The sequence below is a fragment of the Klebsiella sp. 10982 genome (genome assembly GCF_048589245.1).
Lineage (GTDB): Bacteria > Pseudomonadota > Gammaproteobacteria > Enterobacterales > Enterobacteriaceae > Klebsiella > Klebsiella quasivariicola.
In genome coordinates, this window is record NZ_JBMAXV010000015.1 from 30,051 (window position 1) to 46,295 (window position 16,245).

Genomic DNA, 16,245 nt, shown 5'->3' on the forward strand with positions numbered 1-16,245 from the left:
AGGCAGGACTCCCGGTTTGTCCGTCGCGGGCAAACCGGGAGGTCAGAACTTAATTATCTTCAACCAGCTGCGAGACATCGCTGCTGTTAATTTCCCGCTTATTACCCGACTCATCGATATAGCTGGTCATCCCTGTATCTTCATCCAGCTGCGGCTTGCCGTGGGTGACAATCGTCTGACCGCTTTTGGTGGTCATCACGTAGTTGGACGTACAGCCTGCCAGCAGCGCCAGCATGGCGCCTGCGCAAAGTACCATAAATGGTTTTTTCATTTTATCTCCACTGATTACTACTGCCCGCGCCTGGCGGGAAAGGGGTAAGTGTATAACCATCAGGTTTATCAGGCCAATACGCGTTTGTAACAGAGGGTGAGGTGCCTGTCCCGGCCCGCCAGGATGCCGGGCGCGACGACCATGAACCGATCGGCGTCGCGCCCGGGCGCCTTACAGCGCGATGCGGATCACGTCGTCCGGTGCGGTAGCTTCTTTTTCGCGGCTGGACGCCTGTTTCACGCTGACGTACAGCGTTTTGCCGTCCTCGGAGAGCGCCAGGCTGTTGGGGTGAGTCGGCGTTTTAAAGGTCTTCACCACTTTATAGCGCTTACCGTCGATAACGCTGACTTCTCCGGCCTTGCGGTGCGTCACGTAGGCTTCATTACGCACCGGGTTAAACAGCACCGCCAGTGATTCCGGCGCGGCAATTTTCTCCAGCACCTTGCCGTCGCGGGTATCGACCACCAGTACCTCCGGCTGCTTGCTGTCGGTAATAAAAGCACGGTGACCAGCGGTATCCAGGCTCAGGTTAAGATAGAAATGCGCTTTACCGTCATCCTGCAATTTCTTGCGCGACACAATGGTATTGCTCTCGCTGTCGATGGTCAGCAGTTCGCCGTCGGCATTGGTGGCATAGAGACGCTTAGCCTGCGGATCGATCGCCAGACCCGTGGCCATCGCGCCGGTGCCGGTAATGGTTGTTTTCAGCTTCAGGGTCGCGCCATCCACCACCCAAATCACGCTCTCTTTGCCCAGACCGGTAATGTAGACCGTGTTGGTCTGCTCGTTCACGGCCAGCTCGCGCGGCTGCAGCGGGCGCACGGTTTCGCTGCGCTGACGCTCGTCAAGCACCAGCCGCCCCTTCACTGCCCCGGTTTTGGCGTCAATAGCGGTGACAGTGCTGTCGACGGTATTACCAAACCACAGCGTGCCGGTGGCATGGTTGATAGTGGCGCCGAACGGCTTCAGATCGTTGTGAATAATCTGCGTCACATCCAGGGTGTTAGGGTCAAGACGATAAACAATACCGCCCTTGTCCAGCGAACGGCTCTGCGACGTGGCAACCCACAGGGCATTCTCCTGCTGGCTGTAGGCCATTTCATAGGCCCCTTTCCCCACGGCCTTACGCAGCATCTCTTCTGCGGCGTGGGCGCTAAAGCTGCCCGCCAGCAGCAGAGAGGTGAATAACAGTGAATGGCGCAGACGCGGCGCGGCAAAATGACGTAGTGACATGACGACTCCCTTTGATAAACCAGTATGTGCTGACCCGACATCGCTTCCGGCGGTAAAGTCCTGGCTTTACCTTGATTTTTGAATGCGAATAGTAATCATTATTTATATCAAAGTGGAGCGCTAATTGTTGTTGTTCGGTAAATTCATCAGCAAGAAGCACTATCCGTTAACCAACGGCAGTTAATAATTTTCAAATATTTTACAAACGAGGTAACATATATACATATGTTCCATTTGGTTCGTCTCTGAGTATTATCGATGAAAATCCTGTCCGTGCGTCACGCCGCCCTGCCGGCGCTGCTGCTACCGCTGATTGCCGCGGCCCAGGCCGCAGATGAACAAACCATGGTGGTGACCGCCGCGCCAACCACGGTTTCTGAGCTGGATACCCCCGCCGCCGTCAGCGTGGTCAATGGGGATGAAATGCGCCAGGCCGCGCCGCGCGTTAATCTCTCTGAATCGCTGGGCGCCGTACCGGGCCTGCAGGTGCAGAACCGGCAAAACTATGCCCAGGATCTACAGCTGTCGATCCGCGGCTTTGGCTCCCGCTCAACCTACGGCGTGCGCGGGCTGCGCATCTATGTGGATGGCATTCCGGCGACCATGCCCGATGGCCAGGGGCAGACCTCGAATATCGATATCGGCAGCGTTGACACCATTGAGGTGCTGCGCGGCCCCTTCTCTGCCCTGTACGGTAACTCGTCCGGCGGGGTGATCAACGTCACCAGCCAGACCGGCGCCCAGCCGCCCACCGTGGAAGCCAGCAGCTACTATGGCAGCTTCGGCACCTGGCACTACGGACTGAAAGCCACTGGCGCCGTTGGCGACGGCAGCCATGCAGGCGATGTGGATTACACGGTTTCAACCAATCGCTTTACCACCCATGGCTATCGCGATCACAGCGGCGCGCGCAAAAATCTGGCGAACGCCCGGCTGGGGGTGCGCATCAACGACGTCAGTAAGCTGACCCTGCTGCTGAACAGCGTGGACATCAAAGCCAATGACGCTGGCGGCTTAACCGCCGACGAATGGCGCGATAACCCGCGCCAGTCACCGCGCGGCGACGAATACAATACCCGCAAAAACACCCGGCAGACCCAGGCCGGCCTGCGCTATGAGCGCCAGCTCAGCGCCCAGGACGATCTCAGCGTTATGATGTACGCCGGGGAACGTGAAACCACCCAGTTCCAGTCCATTCCCCGCGCGCCGCAGCTGAAGCCGAGCCATGCCGGCGGGGTGATCGACCTTACCCGCCACTACCAGGGGATCGATACCCGGCTGACCCATCGCGGAGAGCTGCTGGTGCCCGTCACCCTGACCGCCGGGCTCGACTACGAGAACATGAGCGAGCGGCGCAAAGGGTATGAAAACTTTGTGATGGTCAACGGCGCGCCGCAGTATGGCGAACAGGGCGCGCTGCGCCGTAACGAACGCAACCTGATGTGGAACGTCGATCCCTACCTGCAGACCCAGTGGCAATTAACGGAAAAACTCTCGCTCGATGCCGGGGTTCGCTACAGCTCAGTATGGTTCGATTCAAATGACTACTACATCACGCCGGGCAATGGCGATGACAGCGGCGATGCCAGCTATCACAAATGGCTGCCCGCAGGCTCGCTGAAATATGCCCTGACCGACGCGTGGAACGTCTACCTCTCCGCCGGCCGCGGCTTCGAGACGCCGACCATTAACGAACTCTCCTACCGCTCCGATAACCAGAGCGGCCTTAACTTCGGCCTGAAGCCCTCCACCAACGACACGGTGGAGATCGGTAGCAAGACGCGGATCGGCAATGGGCTGTTCACCGCCGCCCTGTTCCAGACCAATACCGATAATGAGATCGTGGTCGACAGCAGTAGCGGCGGGCGCACCAGTTATAAAAACGCCGGCAAGACCCGTCGTCAGGGGATGGAACTGGGACTGGATCAGCAGTTTGGCGAGAGCTGGCGTCTGAAGGCGGCCTGGACCTGGCTGGACGCGACCTATCGCACTAACGTCTGCGATGATGCCAGCTGCAACGGCAACCGTATTCCGGGGATCGCGCGCAATATGGGCTACGCCTCTTTCGGCTATCAGCCGGAGCAAGGTTGGTATGCCGGCAGCGATATTCGCTATATGAGCGACATCATGGCCAATGACGAAAACACCGCCAAAGCCCCCTCCTGGACGGTGGTTGGCCTGACGACCGGCTATAAATGGAGTTATGGCAAAATGGATATGGATCTGTTCGGTCGCGTCGACAACCTGTTCGACCGGGAGTACGTCGGCTCTGTCATCGTTAACGAGTCCAACGGACGCTACTACGAACCTGCACCGGGACGCAACTACGGCATCGGCCTGAACCTCGCCTGGCGCTTCGAATAACACGCCCCTGCGCCCGCCGATGGCTCTCGCTATCGGCGGGCGCAGCGCTTTTCCTTATCGTCTCTTCCACCGCCAGGCTGACACCGCCAACCACCCGCGCTTGACACTCCATCCCCTTCGTAGTCAGATAGCAATCATATAATCACCATGATGACTATTTATAGTGATCGGTATTTTCATCCGACAGGGAGGAATAAATGGATAATGTCGTTTATGCGGACTGCGTATTGATTAACGGCAAGGTCGCCACGGTGGACGCACATTTTAGTTTTAAGCGGGCCATCGCCGTAAAGCAGGGATGGATTATTAACGTGGGTGAAGACCAGGAGATTCAGCAGCATATTGGTCCCCAGACGCAGGTCATTGACCTTGAGGGCAAACTCATTTTACCCGCCGCGCATGACTCTCATATCCATATCGGCTGGCTCGCTGACAGCTGGCATTGTCTGAACTGCCAGGACGTGCGTTCCCTGGCCGAACTGCGGGAAAGACTGCGCGACCAGGCAGCGCGCACTCCGGCCGGAGAGTGGCTCCGCGTCTGTGGACTGGATCCGAATGCGATTGAGGAGTGCGCGGCCGAGCAGCGCTCCCTGACGCGCTGGGATATTGACGATGTCACGACCGATCATCCCACCCTGCTCGCCCTGTGGGACGGTCACTCCTGTATCATCAACAGCCGGGCGCTGGCGCTCTCCGGTCTTGACGCCAGCACGCCAGATCCCCTCGGCGGACATCTGGGACGAACGGCCAGTGGCGAACTGGACGGTAATTTCATCGACCTGCCCGCCCTGCATCTGGCATCCGGCACAATGCCGCGTCTGACCGTAGCGGCCCTCAAAGAGAACCTTCTGGCAGCCCAGCGCCTGATGAACAGTGAAGGCTACGCCAGCTACACCGAAGGCGCGATGGGGCCGGGGGAAAACACGCGCGAGGTGGGCGCCGCGGGGGATCGTGCCATCGCCGCGTACCGTGAACTGCAGGATGAAGGGAAACTCACCGCCCGGGTATCCATAGCCTTTTACTCCGCCGAGCGGGGCGTTCAGTCCTGCGCCACTCTGAAGCGCGATCTGGATAGCTTTGATTTCTCTCTGTTCACCGACCGGGGCTGGCTGGATTGCCGGACCATAAAGCTGTTCTGCGATGGCGTACCCACGTCGCACACGGCGTGGATGAATCAGGATTACGCCGACCGGCCGGGATATCGCGGACGCTCGGTGTTTGGTGGCCCCGGGGCAACCGAGGAAGAACAAGCTGAGGCGCTACAGCAGATGATCCTGCTGGCTCACCAGCGCGGTTTTCAGGTGGCTGTCCACGCGGTCGGCGATAAGGCGGTAAAGGCCACGGTTAACAGCTTCGTGCAGGCGATTCAGCGCTATCCGGGGGGGAGTCGGCGGCATTATGTGCTGCATGGCTCCATGGGCGATCGGCAAGATTTCGTGACGGCGGCAAAATACGGCATCCTGCTATCCGAACAACCCTCACCCGGCGGCCCGGCGTATGACTACGAACAACGTGCCCGCTACTGTGGCATCAAGGGGGAAATCTGCAAAGGACTGCGGGATATCATCGACCTTGGGGTCATCGTCGCCGGCGGGTCAGATGGCATTATGGCGCTGGTGAACTGGCGCAAAATGGTTCAGGCTGCCGTCACCCGCAAATCATCGTCCAGCGGCAAGGTTATTCGCCCGGAGCTGGCGATTAGCGTGGCGGATGGCGTGCGGATGTACACCATCAATGCGGCCTGTCAGGAAGGCAAAGAAACGGTACGCGGCTCAATTGAGATCGGCAAAGTCGCTGATTTTCAGGTGCTGGATCGCGATATTTTCGCCGTTGCCCATGAGGAAATTGGCGACAGTCGCGTGGTGATGACCATGGTTGCCGGAAACATCGTCTTTCAAGACTAACCGCGCTCACCCGGCGCAGGTCGCCGGGCGGGCAGCGGGCTGCACCAGCGGAAGGCGACTGCCCGTCAGGGGCAACGTTCTTCCGCTACGGGAGCGAATTAAAGCAGATTTCTTAGGGACAATTCGAAAATGATCTTCTCCGCCTGGCAGGAGAAGGCGATGGAGAGGTCCAGTTTCACCGCGTCGCCAGCGGCGGCAATGGTGTAATCGACCTGCGGCGGTTCACTGGCCGGCGCCGCGGCGGCGGCACGTTCGCGAACGGCGGCAACCGTGGATTCTGCTTCCTCGCGGCTCGGGAACATTTTCTCAGCCCGGTAGACGCAGTCCTCGTTATCAATGATGGTACCGACATCAATGGCGCAGCCTTTGGTGCTGCATTTATCTACTACATCTTTCATCGTAATAACCTCTCGAGTTTTCTTAAGGATAAGAATCCGCTCGCCGAAAAGCAAACCATTAATATCCGTAAGGATTAGCAATTTTTCTAGTATATCGCGCCGCGCCGGGAACCATCTTGCGCCACCGCAAGGCGGAGCATCATGGTTCCGCAGGGTCGCGCGACGCTATCGCCCCAATCGTGCTCACCATCACACTATTCTGCACACCATCTCGTCTGCCTCGACTCGCAGCGTTAGTCTGGTCACAGAACATCGCCAACAAGGAGCTGCTATGGCACTGCCGATTATGATTGATTGCGATCCGGGACATGATGACGCGATCGCCCTGGTTCTTGCCCTCGCCTCGCCGGAGCTGGAGGTCAAAGCCGTCACCGCTTCCGCGGGCAACCAGACGCCGGACAAGACCCTGCGCAACGTGCTGCGTATGCTGACGCTGCTGAACCGGCCGGATATCCCGGTGGCTGGCGGCGCGTGGAAGCCGTTGATGCGCGATCTGATCATCGCCGATAACGTGCACGGGGAAAGCGGACTGGATGGTCCGAATCTGCCGGATCCGGCCTTTGCGCCGCAAAACTGCACTGCCGTCGAGCTGATGGCCAGGGTGCTGCGCGAGAGCCAGGAGCCGGTGACCCTGGTGGCCACCGGGCCGCAGACCAACGTCGCCCTGCTGCTCGCCAGCCACCCGGAGCTGCACGCGAAGATTGCCCGCATCGTGATCATGGGGGGTGCGATGGGGCTGGGCAACTGGCAGCCGGCAGCGGAGTTTAATATTTACGTTGATCCGCAGGCGGCGGAGATGGTCTTTCAGTCCGGGATCCCGGTGGTTATGGCGGGGCTGGATGTTACGCATCGGGCGCAAATCCTTCCCGCCGATATCGAGCGATTCCGCCAGATTGGCAATCCTGTGTCGACCATTGTCGCCGAGCTGCTCGACTTCTTTATGGCCTACCACAAAGATGAAAAATGGGGCTTTGACGGCGCGCCGCTGCACGATCCCTGCACCATCGCCTGGCTCCTCAAGCCGGAGATCTTTACCACTATTGAGCGCTGGGTCGGCGTGGAAACGCAAGGACACTATACCCAGGGAATGACGGTGGTCGATTACTATCATCTGACCGGCAACCCGCCCAATACCACCCTGATGCTGGATGTGGACCGCGAGGCGTTTGTCGATCTGCTCGCCCAGCGGTTAACCTTTTATGCCTGATAGCGTTACCTGCCCCTCTCCCCGCCGGGGAAAGGGGCAATTGCCGCGTTACCCGCCAGGCTAATCGTCCGCCGCGACGCGGATCACTACCTTACCGAAGTTCTCACCTTTTAACAGGCCGATCAGCGCCTGCGGCGCCTGCTCCAGGCCATCTATCTGCTGCTCACGATATTTGATTTTCCCCTCCTGCACCCAGCGCCCCATCTGCTGCTGGAATTCGGCGATCCGATGCCCGTAATCCTGGCCGATAATAAAGCCCTGCATCCGGATGCGCTTTTTGAGGATGGTCGCCATCAGTAGCGGCAGACGATCCGGCCCGTCCGGCAGACCGGTAGCGTTATAGCCGCTTACCAGCCCGCAGACCGGTACCCGCGCGGCGGTATTCAGCAGCGGCAGCACCGCGTCAAAAACCTTGCCCCCGACGTTTTCATAATAAACGTCAATGCCCTGCGGGCAGGCCTGGGCCAGCTGTTCGGCGAAATCATCCGCACGATGGTCAAGGCAGACATCAAAGCCTAACGTCTCAACCGCATAGCGACATTTCTCCGCGCCGCCAGCGATGCCGACGGTGCGGCAGCCCTTAATGTTGCCGATCTGTCCGACCGTGGCGCCCACCGGCCCGGTGGCCGCGGCGACCACCAGCGTTTCGCCCGCCTTCGGCTGGCCAATATCCAGTAATCCCATATAAGCAGTGAAGCCCGGCATCCCCAGGACTCCCAGCGACCAGGACGGGTGTTGCGGATTGTCCCCCAGCTTCACCAGTCCGCTGCCGTCGGAGAGTTCATAATCCTGCCAGCCGCTGTAGCCCAGTACCCAGTCGCCGGGCTGATAATCGGCATGATTTGAGCTGACCACGCGGCTCACCGTTCCCCCGACCATCACCGCGCCGATAGCCACCGGCGGCGAATAGGACGGCGCGTCGCTCATGCGCCCGCGCATATACGGGTCGAGCGATAAATAAACGGTACGCAGCAGCACCTGGCCCGGGCCTGGCGTCGGCACCTCGCTCTCTTCCAGGCGGAAATTCTCTGCCGTCGGTTCACCATGGGGACGGGAAGCCAGGACCCAGCGGCGATGGCGTTGCGGTTGATCTGTCATAGCAAACTCCTCTTGTTAGCAGACTGTACTGAGGCTAGCTGCTTTATGCGCATTACGCTTTAACATTAAGAGCCGGATGGCGATTGATTAAGACGAACCACCAGATAGACGCAGGTCGCCGCGGATTCATTAATAAAGCGACAGTCGTTTGGCGGACCAAGCTCCAGACAATCTCCTGCCTGCATCTCATGGCGGGTATTGCCTTCGACGAACACCAGCTCGCCCTGCTGGAGCCAGATCAGCTGGCGGGCCAGAGCATAGGACGCCGCCGGCATGGGTACATCGCTGCCGGGCGGCAGCTCAATCTGCACCAGATCGATGGGCAGATCGCTGCGCGGCGAAACGTGGCGGCGCAGATAGTGGCTTTGCGGGTCGTGCCATACCGGCTGGCTGGCAAAGCGCAACAGCTTGCCTTCCTGCATTTCCGCACGGGCGATCAGGGTCGACATACTGATGCCGAAGGCGCCGGAAAGCCGACCCAGCATCGAGGCTGTCGGACTGCTTTCGCCGCGCTCGATTTTATGGATCATCGCCCGCGAGGCGCCGGCCCGTTCCGCGAGGTCGTTCAGCGACCAGCCGCGGGATTCGCGCTCGATGCGGATACGCGCGCTGATGCGCTGATTGAGGTTGTCTTCTATAGTATTCATAACGTAACACTATAGTAGGCGACCGTCCTTTGCACAACCGCCGCGCAGTCCGCGACAGGACGGGGTTATCAGTAAAATTTCTGCTGAAAACGGATGACAGCATGACGTTCATTATTGTAATAATAACGTACTACTATAGTGTACAGAAAACTGAGGTTTGCTATGACCATTCGCCCTGCCATTAAAGATGACTGCGCGGCGATCGCCGAGATCTATAACCATGCCGTCGTCCATACCGCCGCCATCTGGAATGATAAAACCGTGGATACCGACAACCGCATCGCGTGGTATGAGGCCCGCCAGCTGGCAGGCTTTCCGGTACTGGTGAGCGAGGAAGACGGCGTCATTACCGGCTACTCCTCCTTTGGCGACTGGCGCGCGTTTGACGGCTTTCGCCACACCGTAGAGCATTCGGTGTACGTTCACCCGGATCATCAGGGAAAAGGACTGGGTCGCCAACTGCTGGTCGCCTTGATCGCCGAAGCGCGACGGCTAAATAAACATGTGATGGTTGCTGGCATCGAGTCGCAAAACCACGCTTCGCTACATCTGCATGAAACGCTGGGCTTTATCACCACCGGACAGATGCCGCAGGTGGGCACCAAATTTGGCCGCTGGCTGGATCTGACCTTTATGCAGCTGCAGCTTGACGAGCGTCAGGAACCGGACGGCAAGGCATGAATGCGTCGCTCACCCTCACCTGCCTGATCGCCGCCGGCGTTGGCCTGGTGGTGCAGAACACGCTGATGGTGCGCATCACCCAGTCGTCATCGACGATCCTGATCGCCATGCTGCTCAATTCGCTGGTGGGGATTGTTATTTTCGTAACCTTGCTGCTGCTGCGCCAGGGCATCCCCGGATTTCAGGAACTGGCCCAGAGCGTGAAGTGGTGGACGCTGATCCCCGGCCTGCTGGGCTCCTTTTTCGTCTTCGCCAGCATTAGCGGCTATCAAAACGTTGGCGCCGCGACGACCATTGCGGTACTGGTGGCCAGCCAGCTGGTGGGCGGCCTGATCATGGATTTAGTTCGCGCCCACGGCGTGCCAGTGCGGGCGCTCATCGGACCGTTATGCGGGGCGGTGATGCTGGTGGTCGGCGCCTGGCTGGTGGCCAGACGCCAGTTCTGAGCGCATCTTCAGAGGATCGCGCCGCCTTTGGTCAACTGCTCGCGGCGCGCGTCCTGCTCTTCCTGATGCTGTCGCCCATGATGGGCAATGGCGGTGCGCAGACGCTGCTGCTGGGTATAGCGTTCCTCACGACTGAGCTGCGCATCATCGCTCAGGGCGATCAGCAGCTCATTCATATGAGCGATAACGCCCTCGGCAATGGTATTATCAACGTTGACAATAACCTCATCCAGATGTGCCATCCTGTTCTCCTTTCGCTTAATTCAGTTTCGCTTTGGAAAAATCACTTCCCATCATGCTCACAGTGTAGCCGCTGACGTTGCTGCGGGTGGCATAGAAGGTCTTGCCGGTCGCCAGGGTGATCCACGGCGCCTGCTGGTAGAAGATCTCCTGCGCCTGTTCATAGAGTTTGGCACGCGCCTGCGGATCGCTCACCAGCAGCGCTTTCTTCACCAGCGCGTCATAGGACTTATTGCACCAGCGGGCGGCGTTGGAGCCGGTCTGGATATTATCACAGCTGAGCAGCGTGCCGGCAAAGTTGTCCGGGTCGCCGTTGTCCGACATCCAGCCATACAGGGCGCTGTCGTGCTCCCCTTTGCGCATACCGGCAAGGTATTCGCCCCATTCGTAGCTGACAATCTTCGCTTTGACGCCCACTTTAGCCCAGTCGTTTTGGATCATTTCGGCGATCCGCTTCGAGTTCGGGTTGTACGGACGTTGGACCGGCATCGACCACAGGGTCACTTCCGCTCCTTGCTCCAGACCCGCCTGCTTGAGCAGCGCTTTCGCTTTCTGCGGATCGTAGTCGTAGTCAGGGAGATCCTTCTTATATCCAAGCATCGCCGATGGGATCGGTGATTTCGCTACGCTGCCGGAATCAAGGAATACCGCCTTGACGATCGCCTGCTTGTCGGTGGCATAGTTTAACGCCTGGCGTACCAGCACATTATCAAACGGTTTTTTCTCGGTATTAAACGCCAGATAGCCGACGTTCAGCGCCTCGACCGCATGCAGCGCCAGATCGTTATTGCCCTTAATCACCGGGAACTGTACCGGCGAAGGCGCAGGAATAATCTGGCACTCGTTGGTCTGCAGTTTTGCCAGACGGGTCTCGACGTTCGGCGTAATGGAGAAGATCAGGTGCTTGGTTGGTACCTCGCCTTCCCAGTAGTGGGGATTGGCGATATAACGGATTTGTGAATCGACTTTGTACTGCTGAAGCGCATACGGCCCGGTACCGACCGGCCAGTTATCGACGTTCTCTGGCGTCCCTTTCTTCAGCATCGCCTCACCATACTCCGCCGACAGAATAGAGGCGAAGTCCATGCCCCAGTCGGCAAGAAACGCCGCGTTCGGCTCGTTGAGTTCGAACTGAACGTGGTAATCATCCACCTTTTTCACCGACTTAATCAGCTTATCGAGGCCCACGTCGTGGAAGTACTCATAGTTCCCCTGCGACACCTTGTGATAAGGATGTTGGGGATCCATCTGGCGCAGCACGGAGAACAGGACGTCGTCGGCGTTAAAATCACGGGTCGGTTTGAAGAATTTATTGCTGTTGAACTTTACCCCCTGACGCAGAGTAAAGGTCCAGGTTTTGCCATCCTCAGAGACGTGCCACTCGGTGGCCAGCGACGGAATCGGTGTGTTCTTCACCGGGTCAAAAGTGACCAGACGGTTATACAGTACCTGCGAGCTGGCGACGAACGACGGGCCGGAGCTGGCGATCTGCGGATTGAAGGACTCCGGGGAGGCCTCTGAGCAGTAGACCAGTGTGTCATTGCCTGCGGCCCATGCAGCGCCGGCCGGCAGCAGTGCGCTCAGCAGCAGCGCCAGCGTGGTTTTCCCTGTAGACATGGTTATAAGTCCTGATTATTGATTATAAGAAGCGTAATAACAGCACAGCCCCTCGCCCCGGGCAAATAATCAATGGCTATCACCTTATGCTAATCACGCTGAATGTGTTGTTTTTATCGGCATCGCGCTGTTTTTTCCGCCAGACAGCGCCGGGTGGGTGTGAGCCGCTCTGAATTCCTGCAAAAAATTGTGCGATAACCGCCCGGCTCACGCTTACCGTCAGTGCCGCCCGGTACACTGGGAAAACCGCAGAACAAGAGGTTTCCATTATGACAATCACCTGCAATCTGTACCTTAACGGCCAGTGGCACGATGCCGAAAGCCGCCGCACCTTTACCCGCCGCCACCCTGCCCACGACGATGTGGCCTCGGTGGCCGCTGCCGCCAGCCTCGCCGACGCTAAACGCTGCGTCGAAGCCGCGGCCAGCGCCTTCCCACGCTGGCGTGATACGCCCCCGGCGGAACGGCGTCGCTTACTGCTCGACGCGGCGGAACATATGCTGTTGCGCGAGGCTAAATTTATCGCCGCTATGGCGGCAGAGACCGGCGCGACCGCCCATTGGGCGGGGTTTAACGTCCATCTGGCAGCGGATATTCTGCGGGAGGCGGCAGCCCTCACCACCCAGATTGAAGGACAGATCATCCCCTCTAACGTGCCGGGAAACCTGGCGATGGGCGTCCGCCAGGGGGCCGGCGTGGTGCTGGGCATGGCGCCGTGGAACGCACCGCTGATCCTCGCCACCCGGGCGCTGGCGACGCCGTTGGCCTGCGGCAACACGGTGATCCTTAAGGGCGCCGAGCTGTCGCCAGCCACACAGGGACTGATTATTGACGCTCTTGACGCAGCGGGCTTCCCGCCGGGCGTGGTCAACTACCTTACCTGCGCGCCTGAGGATGCCCCGGCGCTGGTGGAGTCGCTCATTGCCCATCCGGCGGTACGGCGGGTTAACTTTACCGGCTCCACGCCGGTGGGGCGGATTATCGCCCGCACCTGCGGGCAACATCTCAAGCCAGCGGTACTGGAACTCGGCGGTAAGGCGCCGCTGCTGGTGCTGGACGATGCCGATATCGAGCAAGCCGCGGCTGGGGCCATTTTTGGCGCCTTCGCCAACGCCGGGCAGATCTGTATGTCCACCGAACGCATTATTGTTGACAACGCCGTGGCGGAAACCTTTATTCCGTTGCTGGCCAAACGCGCCGCCGCCCTGCCCATCAGCCTCACGGGCCCGGTAGTCGATATGAACACCATTACCCGCTGCAATGCATTAATCGACGACGCGTTAGCCAAAGGCGCTCGTCTGTTAACCGGCGGGAAAGCCAGCGATACTTACATGGCTCCAACCTTACTGGACGGTGTCACACAGGAGATGCGATTGTGGCGCGAAGAGTCCTTCGGGCCGGTAAAAGCGATTATTCGCGTCAATAACGAGGAAGAGGCGCTGACCGTAGCCAACGACAGCGAATATGGGTTGTCCGCGGCGGTCTACAGCCGTGACAGCGCCAGAGCGTGGAACGTGGCGCAACGCCTGCAGACCGGCATTTGCCATATCAATGGCCCAACGGTTCACGATGAGGCGCAAATGCCGTTTGGCGGCTGCAAAGCCTCCGGCTATGGCCGCTTCGGTGGCCGGGCCGGTATCGCGGAGTTCACCGAGCTGCGCTGGATAACCCTCCAGACCCAGCCCCGCGAACTTCCTTTCTGACGCCGGTATTCCCTTAACCGTGGCTGGCGATAAGCTGCGCCAGCCCCTCCGGGTTTTCCCACGCCATCGAGTGCCCCGCGTGGGGCACAATCCCGACCGGGATGCCTTGCGCCTGCATCAGGTCGATATCGGCATAAGGCAGCGACAGCTCGCCGACAATCAGTCGTTTCTGACAGCGTAACCGACAGAGCTGGGTAAACCAGGGCGTGTCGCTGCCACGTATCAGGCTGCTGGCGGCCCGCCAGACGGCCCAGGGCGCGCTGTTTTGCAAACAGCCGGCCCACGGTGAGCGCTCTTCAGCCAGCAGCCTGGCATAGCCTTCGGCGATAAAAGCCGCTTCGGATTGCGCCGCAATGCGCCTGCTGTATTCGCCGCCGCCGGCAAACAGGTTTGGTTCGGAGACCAGCAGCGTGGTCACCCGCTCGCCCAGCAGCCCCGCCGCTTCGATGGCAACACTTCCGCCCATGCTATGCCCGAACAGCGCGAAGCGCTGCAGGCGCAGGTGGCTGAGGAGCTGCTCCACGACGACAGCCTGATCATGTATGTTGTAACTAAATCCCTGCGGTTTGTCACTGTAGCCAAAACCCGGCAGATCGATGAGTATTTTGCGCCGCCCGCCCAGGGCGGGATCGCTGACAACGCGGGGATAATCGTAAGATGACGCACAGCCGAGGCCGTGGATAAATACCACCGGAAGGCCCTCTCCCGGGAGATCGAACCAGCGCAGCGTGGCGCCAGCAGCGGACGAAAAGAAACCGTTCACCTGCATGCCTCCATGATAAGGTTACTGGTTTTTTATACAGTAACCTTACCCTTTCCGCTACCCTTTTCTGCCCGCAGCGGCCAGAAGGTTAAAACAGCGAGACCAGCAGCGCCATCGGGAAACTGAACGGCCAGGTCGCCCCGATCAATAGCGCAGCCAGCAAACGGATCACCCAGCTCTCTTTGGTTAAAAACCAGCTAATCACGGCGCATATCACGCCCATAATGGCGTAAAACACCAGCATTTTTTGATATAACGTCATTCTTGTCCTTCCTTCCCTGAGGGGCGTTCCATGGTGGAATGATTATCTGCCATGACGTCGTGATTCAGAGATACCTGTATAACAATTTCAGAAACAGGCTGAATATTCAGAATAAAGCCTGATTCGTCTTAATCCGATAGCGCAACCGCAGGCGCCGTACTATACCTTTAGGGACTTACTCATTAAGGTGGCGTTATGGATGTCTCCAGTAAAACCGTCATTCTGATTAATGTCTGCGCCGCGTTTGCGCTTATCAGCCTGCTGTCCGTAAGATTTGGCTGGTTTTAATCATTTTACTCAGCAACGAAACCTAAAAAAGCAGCCTCCAGGGCTGCTTTTTTACGCGCGAACAACAGAATCGATATTTTGCTGCCGAGCGGTGGGGGCTAACGGCCCGGCCGCTATTTCCTTATTCAAACTGGGGTTATAGCGCGGCAGAACATTAACGTTTTCACTATCCCATTCGGCGGCGGCGCAAACGGCCTGCTCCACGCCGGTGTTCTCACAGCTCTGGATACGTTTCGCCGGGGCATTACCATAGCTCAGCGTCAGGATGCCGATAGCCAATAAAATAAAAGCAAAAATTTTCACAGCCACATCAACGTTAAAATCTAATATGCGGTAAATGATCGCATGACGGATGTTGTAAAGTCAAACCTGGCGGCGCTGCGGGCGGCATTTCGGCCTCAGCGATGGAATATGCGAGAGTGAGAACAAATATCCTGCAAGGACCGCTAATATAAAAACCTTATTATTAATCCCGAAATAGATTTCGGCAACCCACGACCGGCGACAACCGACAATTAAAATATCCCGACGCTTATGTCGACCGCGAGGTAATGGCGCCCGAAAAGTTGACTAATGGTGCGATTATTCCCCCGCCCGGCAGATCCTTAACCGGAGAAAGGCTAGATTCAAGCCGTTGTAACATAAACCCTTCACGCTTTTTTGCGGCAAATATGCGCGACAGAAGGCGCTAAATGACAATAAATATCATTTGCCTTGCCCTGAGATAATACTTACATTCATAACTATTGGTAATGTTTTTGCGCTACGGCGCTTGATAAATTCGAGGTGGATATGTCCGGAATCATCACGCTGGTCATCGCGCTGATCCTGCTGATCGCGGCGGTGTATAATCTTATTTCCTATATACGGGATCGGCGCAGCGCCAGCTTGCCGAGTAAAAAAAACCGGCACTGAAAGGCAACGATGTGATGCCGCTCTGCTCCATCGAGGCCTCAGCCCTTCTACCGCAACTACGGATACAAAAAAGCCCCTGCCAGCAGGCAGGGGCCGATATTTGTTCGCGAATAGCGATGTTCCCGCCCCACCCGCCGGGCGCTGTGGGCCCAGGGTGATTGGCGGTCCCCATCCGGCGCTTATCTCCGGCACTCACGATGGCTTAGCT

Annotated in this window: 18 protein-coding genes and 1 pseudogene; 8 read left to right on the forward strand and 11 right to left on the reverse strand. The window is 58.4% G+C overall.

The features are described from left to right. Nucleotides 1–49: 49 nt before the first annotated feature. The gene (locus tag ACKLKD_RS13520) at nucleotides 50–271 is read right to left on the reverse strand and encodes a YgdI/YgdR family lipoprotein (RefSeq protein ID WP_025712668.1); all 222 of its coding nucleotides are present in this window, start codon (nucleotides 269–271) and stop codon (nucleotides 50–52) included. A 171-nt stretch (nucleotides 272–442) separates the two neighbouring features. Further along, nucleotides 443–1,504 carry a YncE family protein gene (locus ACKLKD_RS13525; RefSeq protein ID WP_080896793.1) on the reverse strand — a complete coding sequence of 354 codons (1,062 nt, stop codon included), beginning with the start codon at nucleotides 1,502–1,504 and terminating at the stop codon, nucleotides 443–445. 258 nt (nucleotides 1,505–1,762) lie between these two features. Here ACKLKD_RS13525 and pqqU point away from each other — a divergent pair, with 258 nt between their 5' ends. Together pqqU and ACKLKD_RS13535 are read left to right on the forward strand one after the other, a co-directional pair. Then, the gene (pqqU, locus tag ACKLKD_RS13530; RefSeq protein ID WP_080924110.1) at nucleotides 1,763–3,868 is read left to right on the forward strand and encodes a TonB-dependent receptor PqqU; all 2,106 of its coding nucleotides are present in this window, start codon (nucleotides 1,763–1,765) and stop codon (nucleotides 3,866–3,868) included. 197 nt (nucleotides 3,869–4,065) lie between these two features. Continuing rightward, nucleotides 4,066–5,772, forward strand: coding sequence for an amidohydrolase (locus ACKLKD_RS13535; RefSeq protein ID WP_080896791.1), 1,707 nt, complete (start codon nucleotides 4,066–4,068; stop codon nucleotides 5,770–5,772). A 98-nt stretch (nucleotides 5,773–5,870) separates the two neighbouring features. On the opposite strand, the gene ACKLKD_RS13540 is transcribed toward ACKLKD_RS13535, so the two are convergent. Continuing rightward, nucleotides 5,871–6,170, reverse strand: coding sequence for a DUF406 domain-containing protein (locus ACKLKD_RS13540; protein ID WP_025714929.1), 300 nt, complete (start codon nucleotides 6,168–6,170; stop codon nucleotides 5,871–5,873). An 86-nt stretch (nucleotides 6,171–6,256) separates the two neighbouring features. After that, nucleotides 6,257–6,480 (reverse strand): annotated as a pseudogene (locus ACKLKD_RS13545) (hypothetical protein). Between ACKLKD_RS13545 and rihA the strand changes: the two are divergent. Then, complete coding sequence (gene rihA, locus ACKLKD_RS13550; protein WP_080924112.1) at nucleotides 6,442–7,377, forward strand: pyrimidine-specific ribonucleoside hydrolase RihA; 936 nt, start codon at nucleotides 6,442–6,444, stop codon at nucleotides 7,375–7,377. The pseudogene ACKLKD_RS13545 and the gene rihA sit on opposite strands and share 39 nt — an antisense overlap. A gap of 60 nt (nucleotides 7,378–7,437) precedes the next feature. On the opposite strand, the gene ACKLKD_RS13555 is transcribed toward rihA, so the two are convergent. Both ACKLKD_RS13555 and ACKLKD_RS13560 read right to left on the reverse strand, forming a co-directional pair. After that, entirely contained in the window at nucleotides 7,438–8,475 is a 1,038-nt protein-coding gene (locus ACKLKD_RS13555; RefSeq protein ID WP_080896790.1) for an NADP-dependent oxidoreductase, read from the reverse strand. A 65-nt stretch (nucleotides 8,476–8,540) separates the two neighbouring features. Then, nucleotides 8,541–9,122, reverse strand: coding sequence for a helix-turn-helix domain-containing protein (locus ACKLKD_RS13560; protein WP_025714521.1), 582 nt, complete (start codon nucleotides 9,120–9,122; stop codon nucleotides 8,541–8,543). Nucleotides 9,123–9,284: 162 nt separating this feature from the next. Between ACKLKD_RS13560 and ACKLKD_RS13565 the strand changes: the two genes are divergently transcribed. Together ACKLKD_RS13565 and ACKLKD_RS13570 are read left to right on the forward strand one after the other, a co-directional pair. Then, the gene (locus tag ACKLKD_RS13565; protein ID WP_080896789.1) at nucleotides 9,285–9,803 is read left to right on the forward strand and encodes a GNAT family N-acetyltransferase; all 519 of its coding nucleotides are present in this window, start codon (nucleotides 9,285–9,287) and stop codon (nucleotides 9,801–9,803) included. Then, nucleotides 9,800–10,249 (forward strand): DMT family transporter, encoded by a 450-nt coding sequence (locus ACKLKD_RS13570; RefSeq protein ID WP_025714523.1) that lies wholly within the window; start codon nucleotides 9,800–9,802, stop codon nucleotides 10,247–10,249. Before ACKLKD_RS13565 ends, ACKLKD_RS13570 begins: the two co-directional genes overlap by 4 nt. 8 nt (nucleotides 10,250–10,257) lie before the next feature. On the opposite strand, the gene ACKLKD_RS13575 is transcribed toward ACKLKD_RS13570, so the two are convergent. Both ACKLKD_RS13575 and ACKLKD_RS13580 read right to left on the reverse strand, forming a co-directional pair. Continuing rightward, nucleotides 10,258–10,491 carry a YdcY family protein gene (locus ACKLKD_RS13575; RefSeq protein ID WP_025714524.1) on the reverse strand — a complete coding sequence of 78 codons (234 nt, stop codon included), beginning with the start codon at nucleotides 10,489–10,491 and terminating at the stop codon, nucleotides 10,258–10,260. 16 nt (nucleotides 10,492–10,507) lie between these two features. Further along, nucleotides 10,508–12,106: an ABC transporter substrate-binding protein gene (locus tag ACKLKD_RS13580; protein WP_080896788.1), complete on the reverse strand. Its 1,599-nt coding sequence runs from the start codon at nucleotides 12,104–12,106 to the stop codon at nucleotides 10,508–10,510. A 269-nt stretch (nucleotides 12,107–12,375) separates the two neighbouring features. On the opposite strand from ACKLKD_RS13580, the gene ACKLKD_RS13585 reads away from it, so the two are divergent. Continuing rightward, on the forward strand, nucleotides 12,376–13,809 hold the full coding sequence (locus tag ACKLKD_RS13585) for an aldehyde dehydrogenase (RefSeq protein ID WP_080896787.1): 1,434 nt from the start codon (nucleotides 12,376–12,378) through the stop codon (nucleotides 13,807–13,809). Between the two features lie 13 nt (nucleotides 13,810–13,822). Here the strand turns inward: ACKLKD_RS13585 and ACKLKD_RS13590 are convergent, their stop codons facing one another. Next, nucleotides 13,823–14,572 carry an alpha/beta fold hydrolase gene (locus tag ACKLKD_RS13590; RefSeq protein WP_025714527.1) on the reverse strand — a complete coding sequence of 250 codons (750 nt, stop codon included), beginning with the start codon at nucleotides 14,570–14,572 and terminating at the stop codon, nucleotides 13,823–13,825. Nucleotides 14,573–14,660: 88 nt separating this feature from the next. Further along, on the reverse strand, nucleotides 14,661–14,834 hold the full coding sequence (locus ACKLKD_RS13595) for a GhoT/OrtT family toxin (protein ID WP_004202771.1): 174 nt from the start codon (nucleotides 14,832–14,834) through the stop codon (nucleotides 14,661–14,663). Nucleotides 14,835–15,029: 195 nt separating this feature from the next. On the opposite strand from ACKLKD_RS13595, the gene yncL reads away from it, so the two are divergent. After that, nucleotides 15,030–15,122, forward strand: a complete 93-nt coding sequence (yncL, locus tag ACKLKD_RS13600; protein ID WP_071993330.1) for a stress response membrane protein YncL — start codon at nucleotides 15,030–15,032, stop codon at nucleotides 15,120–15,122. A 51-nt stretch (nucleotides 15,123–15,173) separates the two neighbouring features. Here the strand turns inward: yncL and ACKLKD_RS13605 are convergent, their stop codons facing one another. Further along, nucleotides 15,174–15,425 (reverse strand): hypothetical protein, encoded by a 252-nt coding sequence (locus ACKLKD_RS13605; protein ID WP_080896786.1) that lies wholly within the window; start codon nucleotides 15,423–15,425, stop codon nucleotides 15,174–15,176. Nucleotides 15,426–15,914: 489 nt separating this feature from the next. On the opposite strand from ACKLKD_RS13605, the gene ACKLKD_RS13610 reads away from it, so the two are divergent. Beyond that, nucleotides 15,915–16,037 (forward strand): small membrane protein, encoded by a 123-nt coding sequence (locus ACKLKD_RS13610; RefSeq protein ID WP_042929916.1) that lies wholly within the window; start codon nucleotides 15,915–15,917, stop codon nucleotides 16,035–16,037. Nucleotides 16,038–16,245 lie beyond the last annotated feature (208 nt).

What these genes read in the sequence shown, in the direction of transcription:
- ACKLKD_RS13520 (WP_025712668.1), bottom strand. Translation starts at nt 271, where the DNA reads ATGAAAAAACCATTTATGGTACTTTGCGCAGGCGCCATGCTGGCGCTG.
- ACKLKD_RS13525 (WP_080896793.1), bottom strand. Translation starts at nt 1,504, where the DNA reads ATGTCACTACGTCATTTTGCCGCGCCGCGTCTGCGCCATTCACTGTTA.
- pqqU (WP_080924110.1), top strand. Translation starts at nt 1,763, where the DNA reads ATGAAAATCCTGTCCGTGCGTCACGCCGCCCTGCCGGCGCTGCTGCTA.
- ACKLKD_RS13535 (WP_080896791.1), top strand. Translation starts at nt 4,066, where the DNA reads ATGGATAATGTCGTTTATGCGGACTGCGTATTGATTAACGGCAAGGTC.
- ACKLKD_RS13540 (WP_025714929.1), bottom strand. Translation starts at nt 6,170, where the DNA reads ATGAAAGATGTAGTAGATAAATGCAGCACCAAAGGCTGCGCCATTGAT.
- rihA (WP_080924112.1), top strand. Translation starts at nt 6,442, where the DNA reads ATGGCACTGCCGATTATGATTGATTGCGATCCGGGACATGATGACGCG.
- ACKLKD_RS13555 (WP_080896790.1), bottom strand. Translation starts at nt 8,475, where the DNA reads ATGACAGATCAACCGCAACGCCATCGCCGCTGGGTCCTGGCTTCCCGT.
- ACKLKD_RS13560 (WP_025714521.1), bottom strand. Translation starts at nt 9,122, where the DNA reads ATGAATACTATAGAAGACAACCTCAATCAGCGCATCAGCGCGCGTATC.
- ACKLKD_RS13565 (WP_080896789.1), top strand. Translation starts at nt 9,285, where the DNA reads ATGACCATTCGCCCTGCCATTAAAGATGACTGCGCGGCGATCGCCGAG.
- ACKLKD_RS13570 (WP_025714523.1), top strand. Translation starts at nt 9,800, where the DNA reads ATGAATGCGTCGCTCACCCTCACCTGCCTGATCGCCGCCGGCGTTGGC.
- ACKLKD_RS13575 (WP_025714524.1), bottom strand. Translation starts at nt 10,491, where the DNA reads ATGGCACATCTGGATGAGGTTATTGTCAACGTTGATAATACCATTGCC.
- ACKLKD_RS13580 (WP_080896788.1), bottom strand. Translation starts at nt 12,106, where the DNA reads ATGTCTACAGGGAAAACCACGCTGGCGCTGCTGCTGAGCGCACTGCTG.
- ACKLKD_RS13585 (WP_080896787.1), top strand. Translation starts at nt 12,376, where the DNA reads ATGACAATCACCTGCAATCTGTACCTTAACGGCCAGTGGCACGATGCC.
- ACKLKD_RS13595 (WP_004202771.1), bottom strand. Translation starts at nt 14,834, where the DNA reads ATGACGTTATATCAAAAAATGCTGGTGTTTTACGCCATTATGGGCGTG.
- yncL (WP_071993330.1), top strand. Translation starts at nt 15,030, where the DNA reads ATGGATGTCTCCAGTAAAACCGTCATTCTGATTAATGTCTGCGCCGCG.
- ACKLKD_RS13610 (WP_042929916.1), top strand. Translation starts at nt 15,915, where the DNA reads ATGTCCGGAATCATCACGCTGGTCATCGCGCTGATCCTGCTGATCGCG.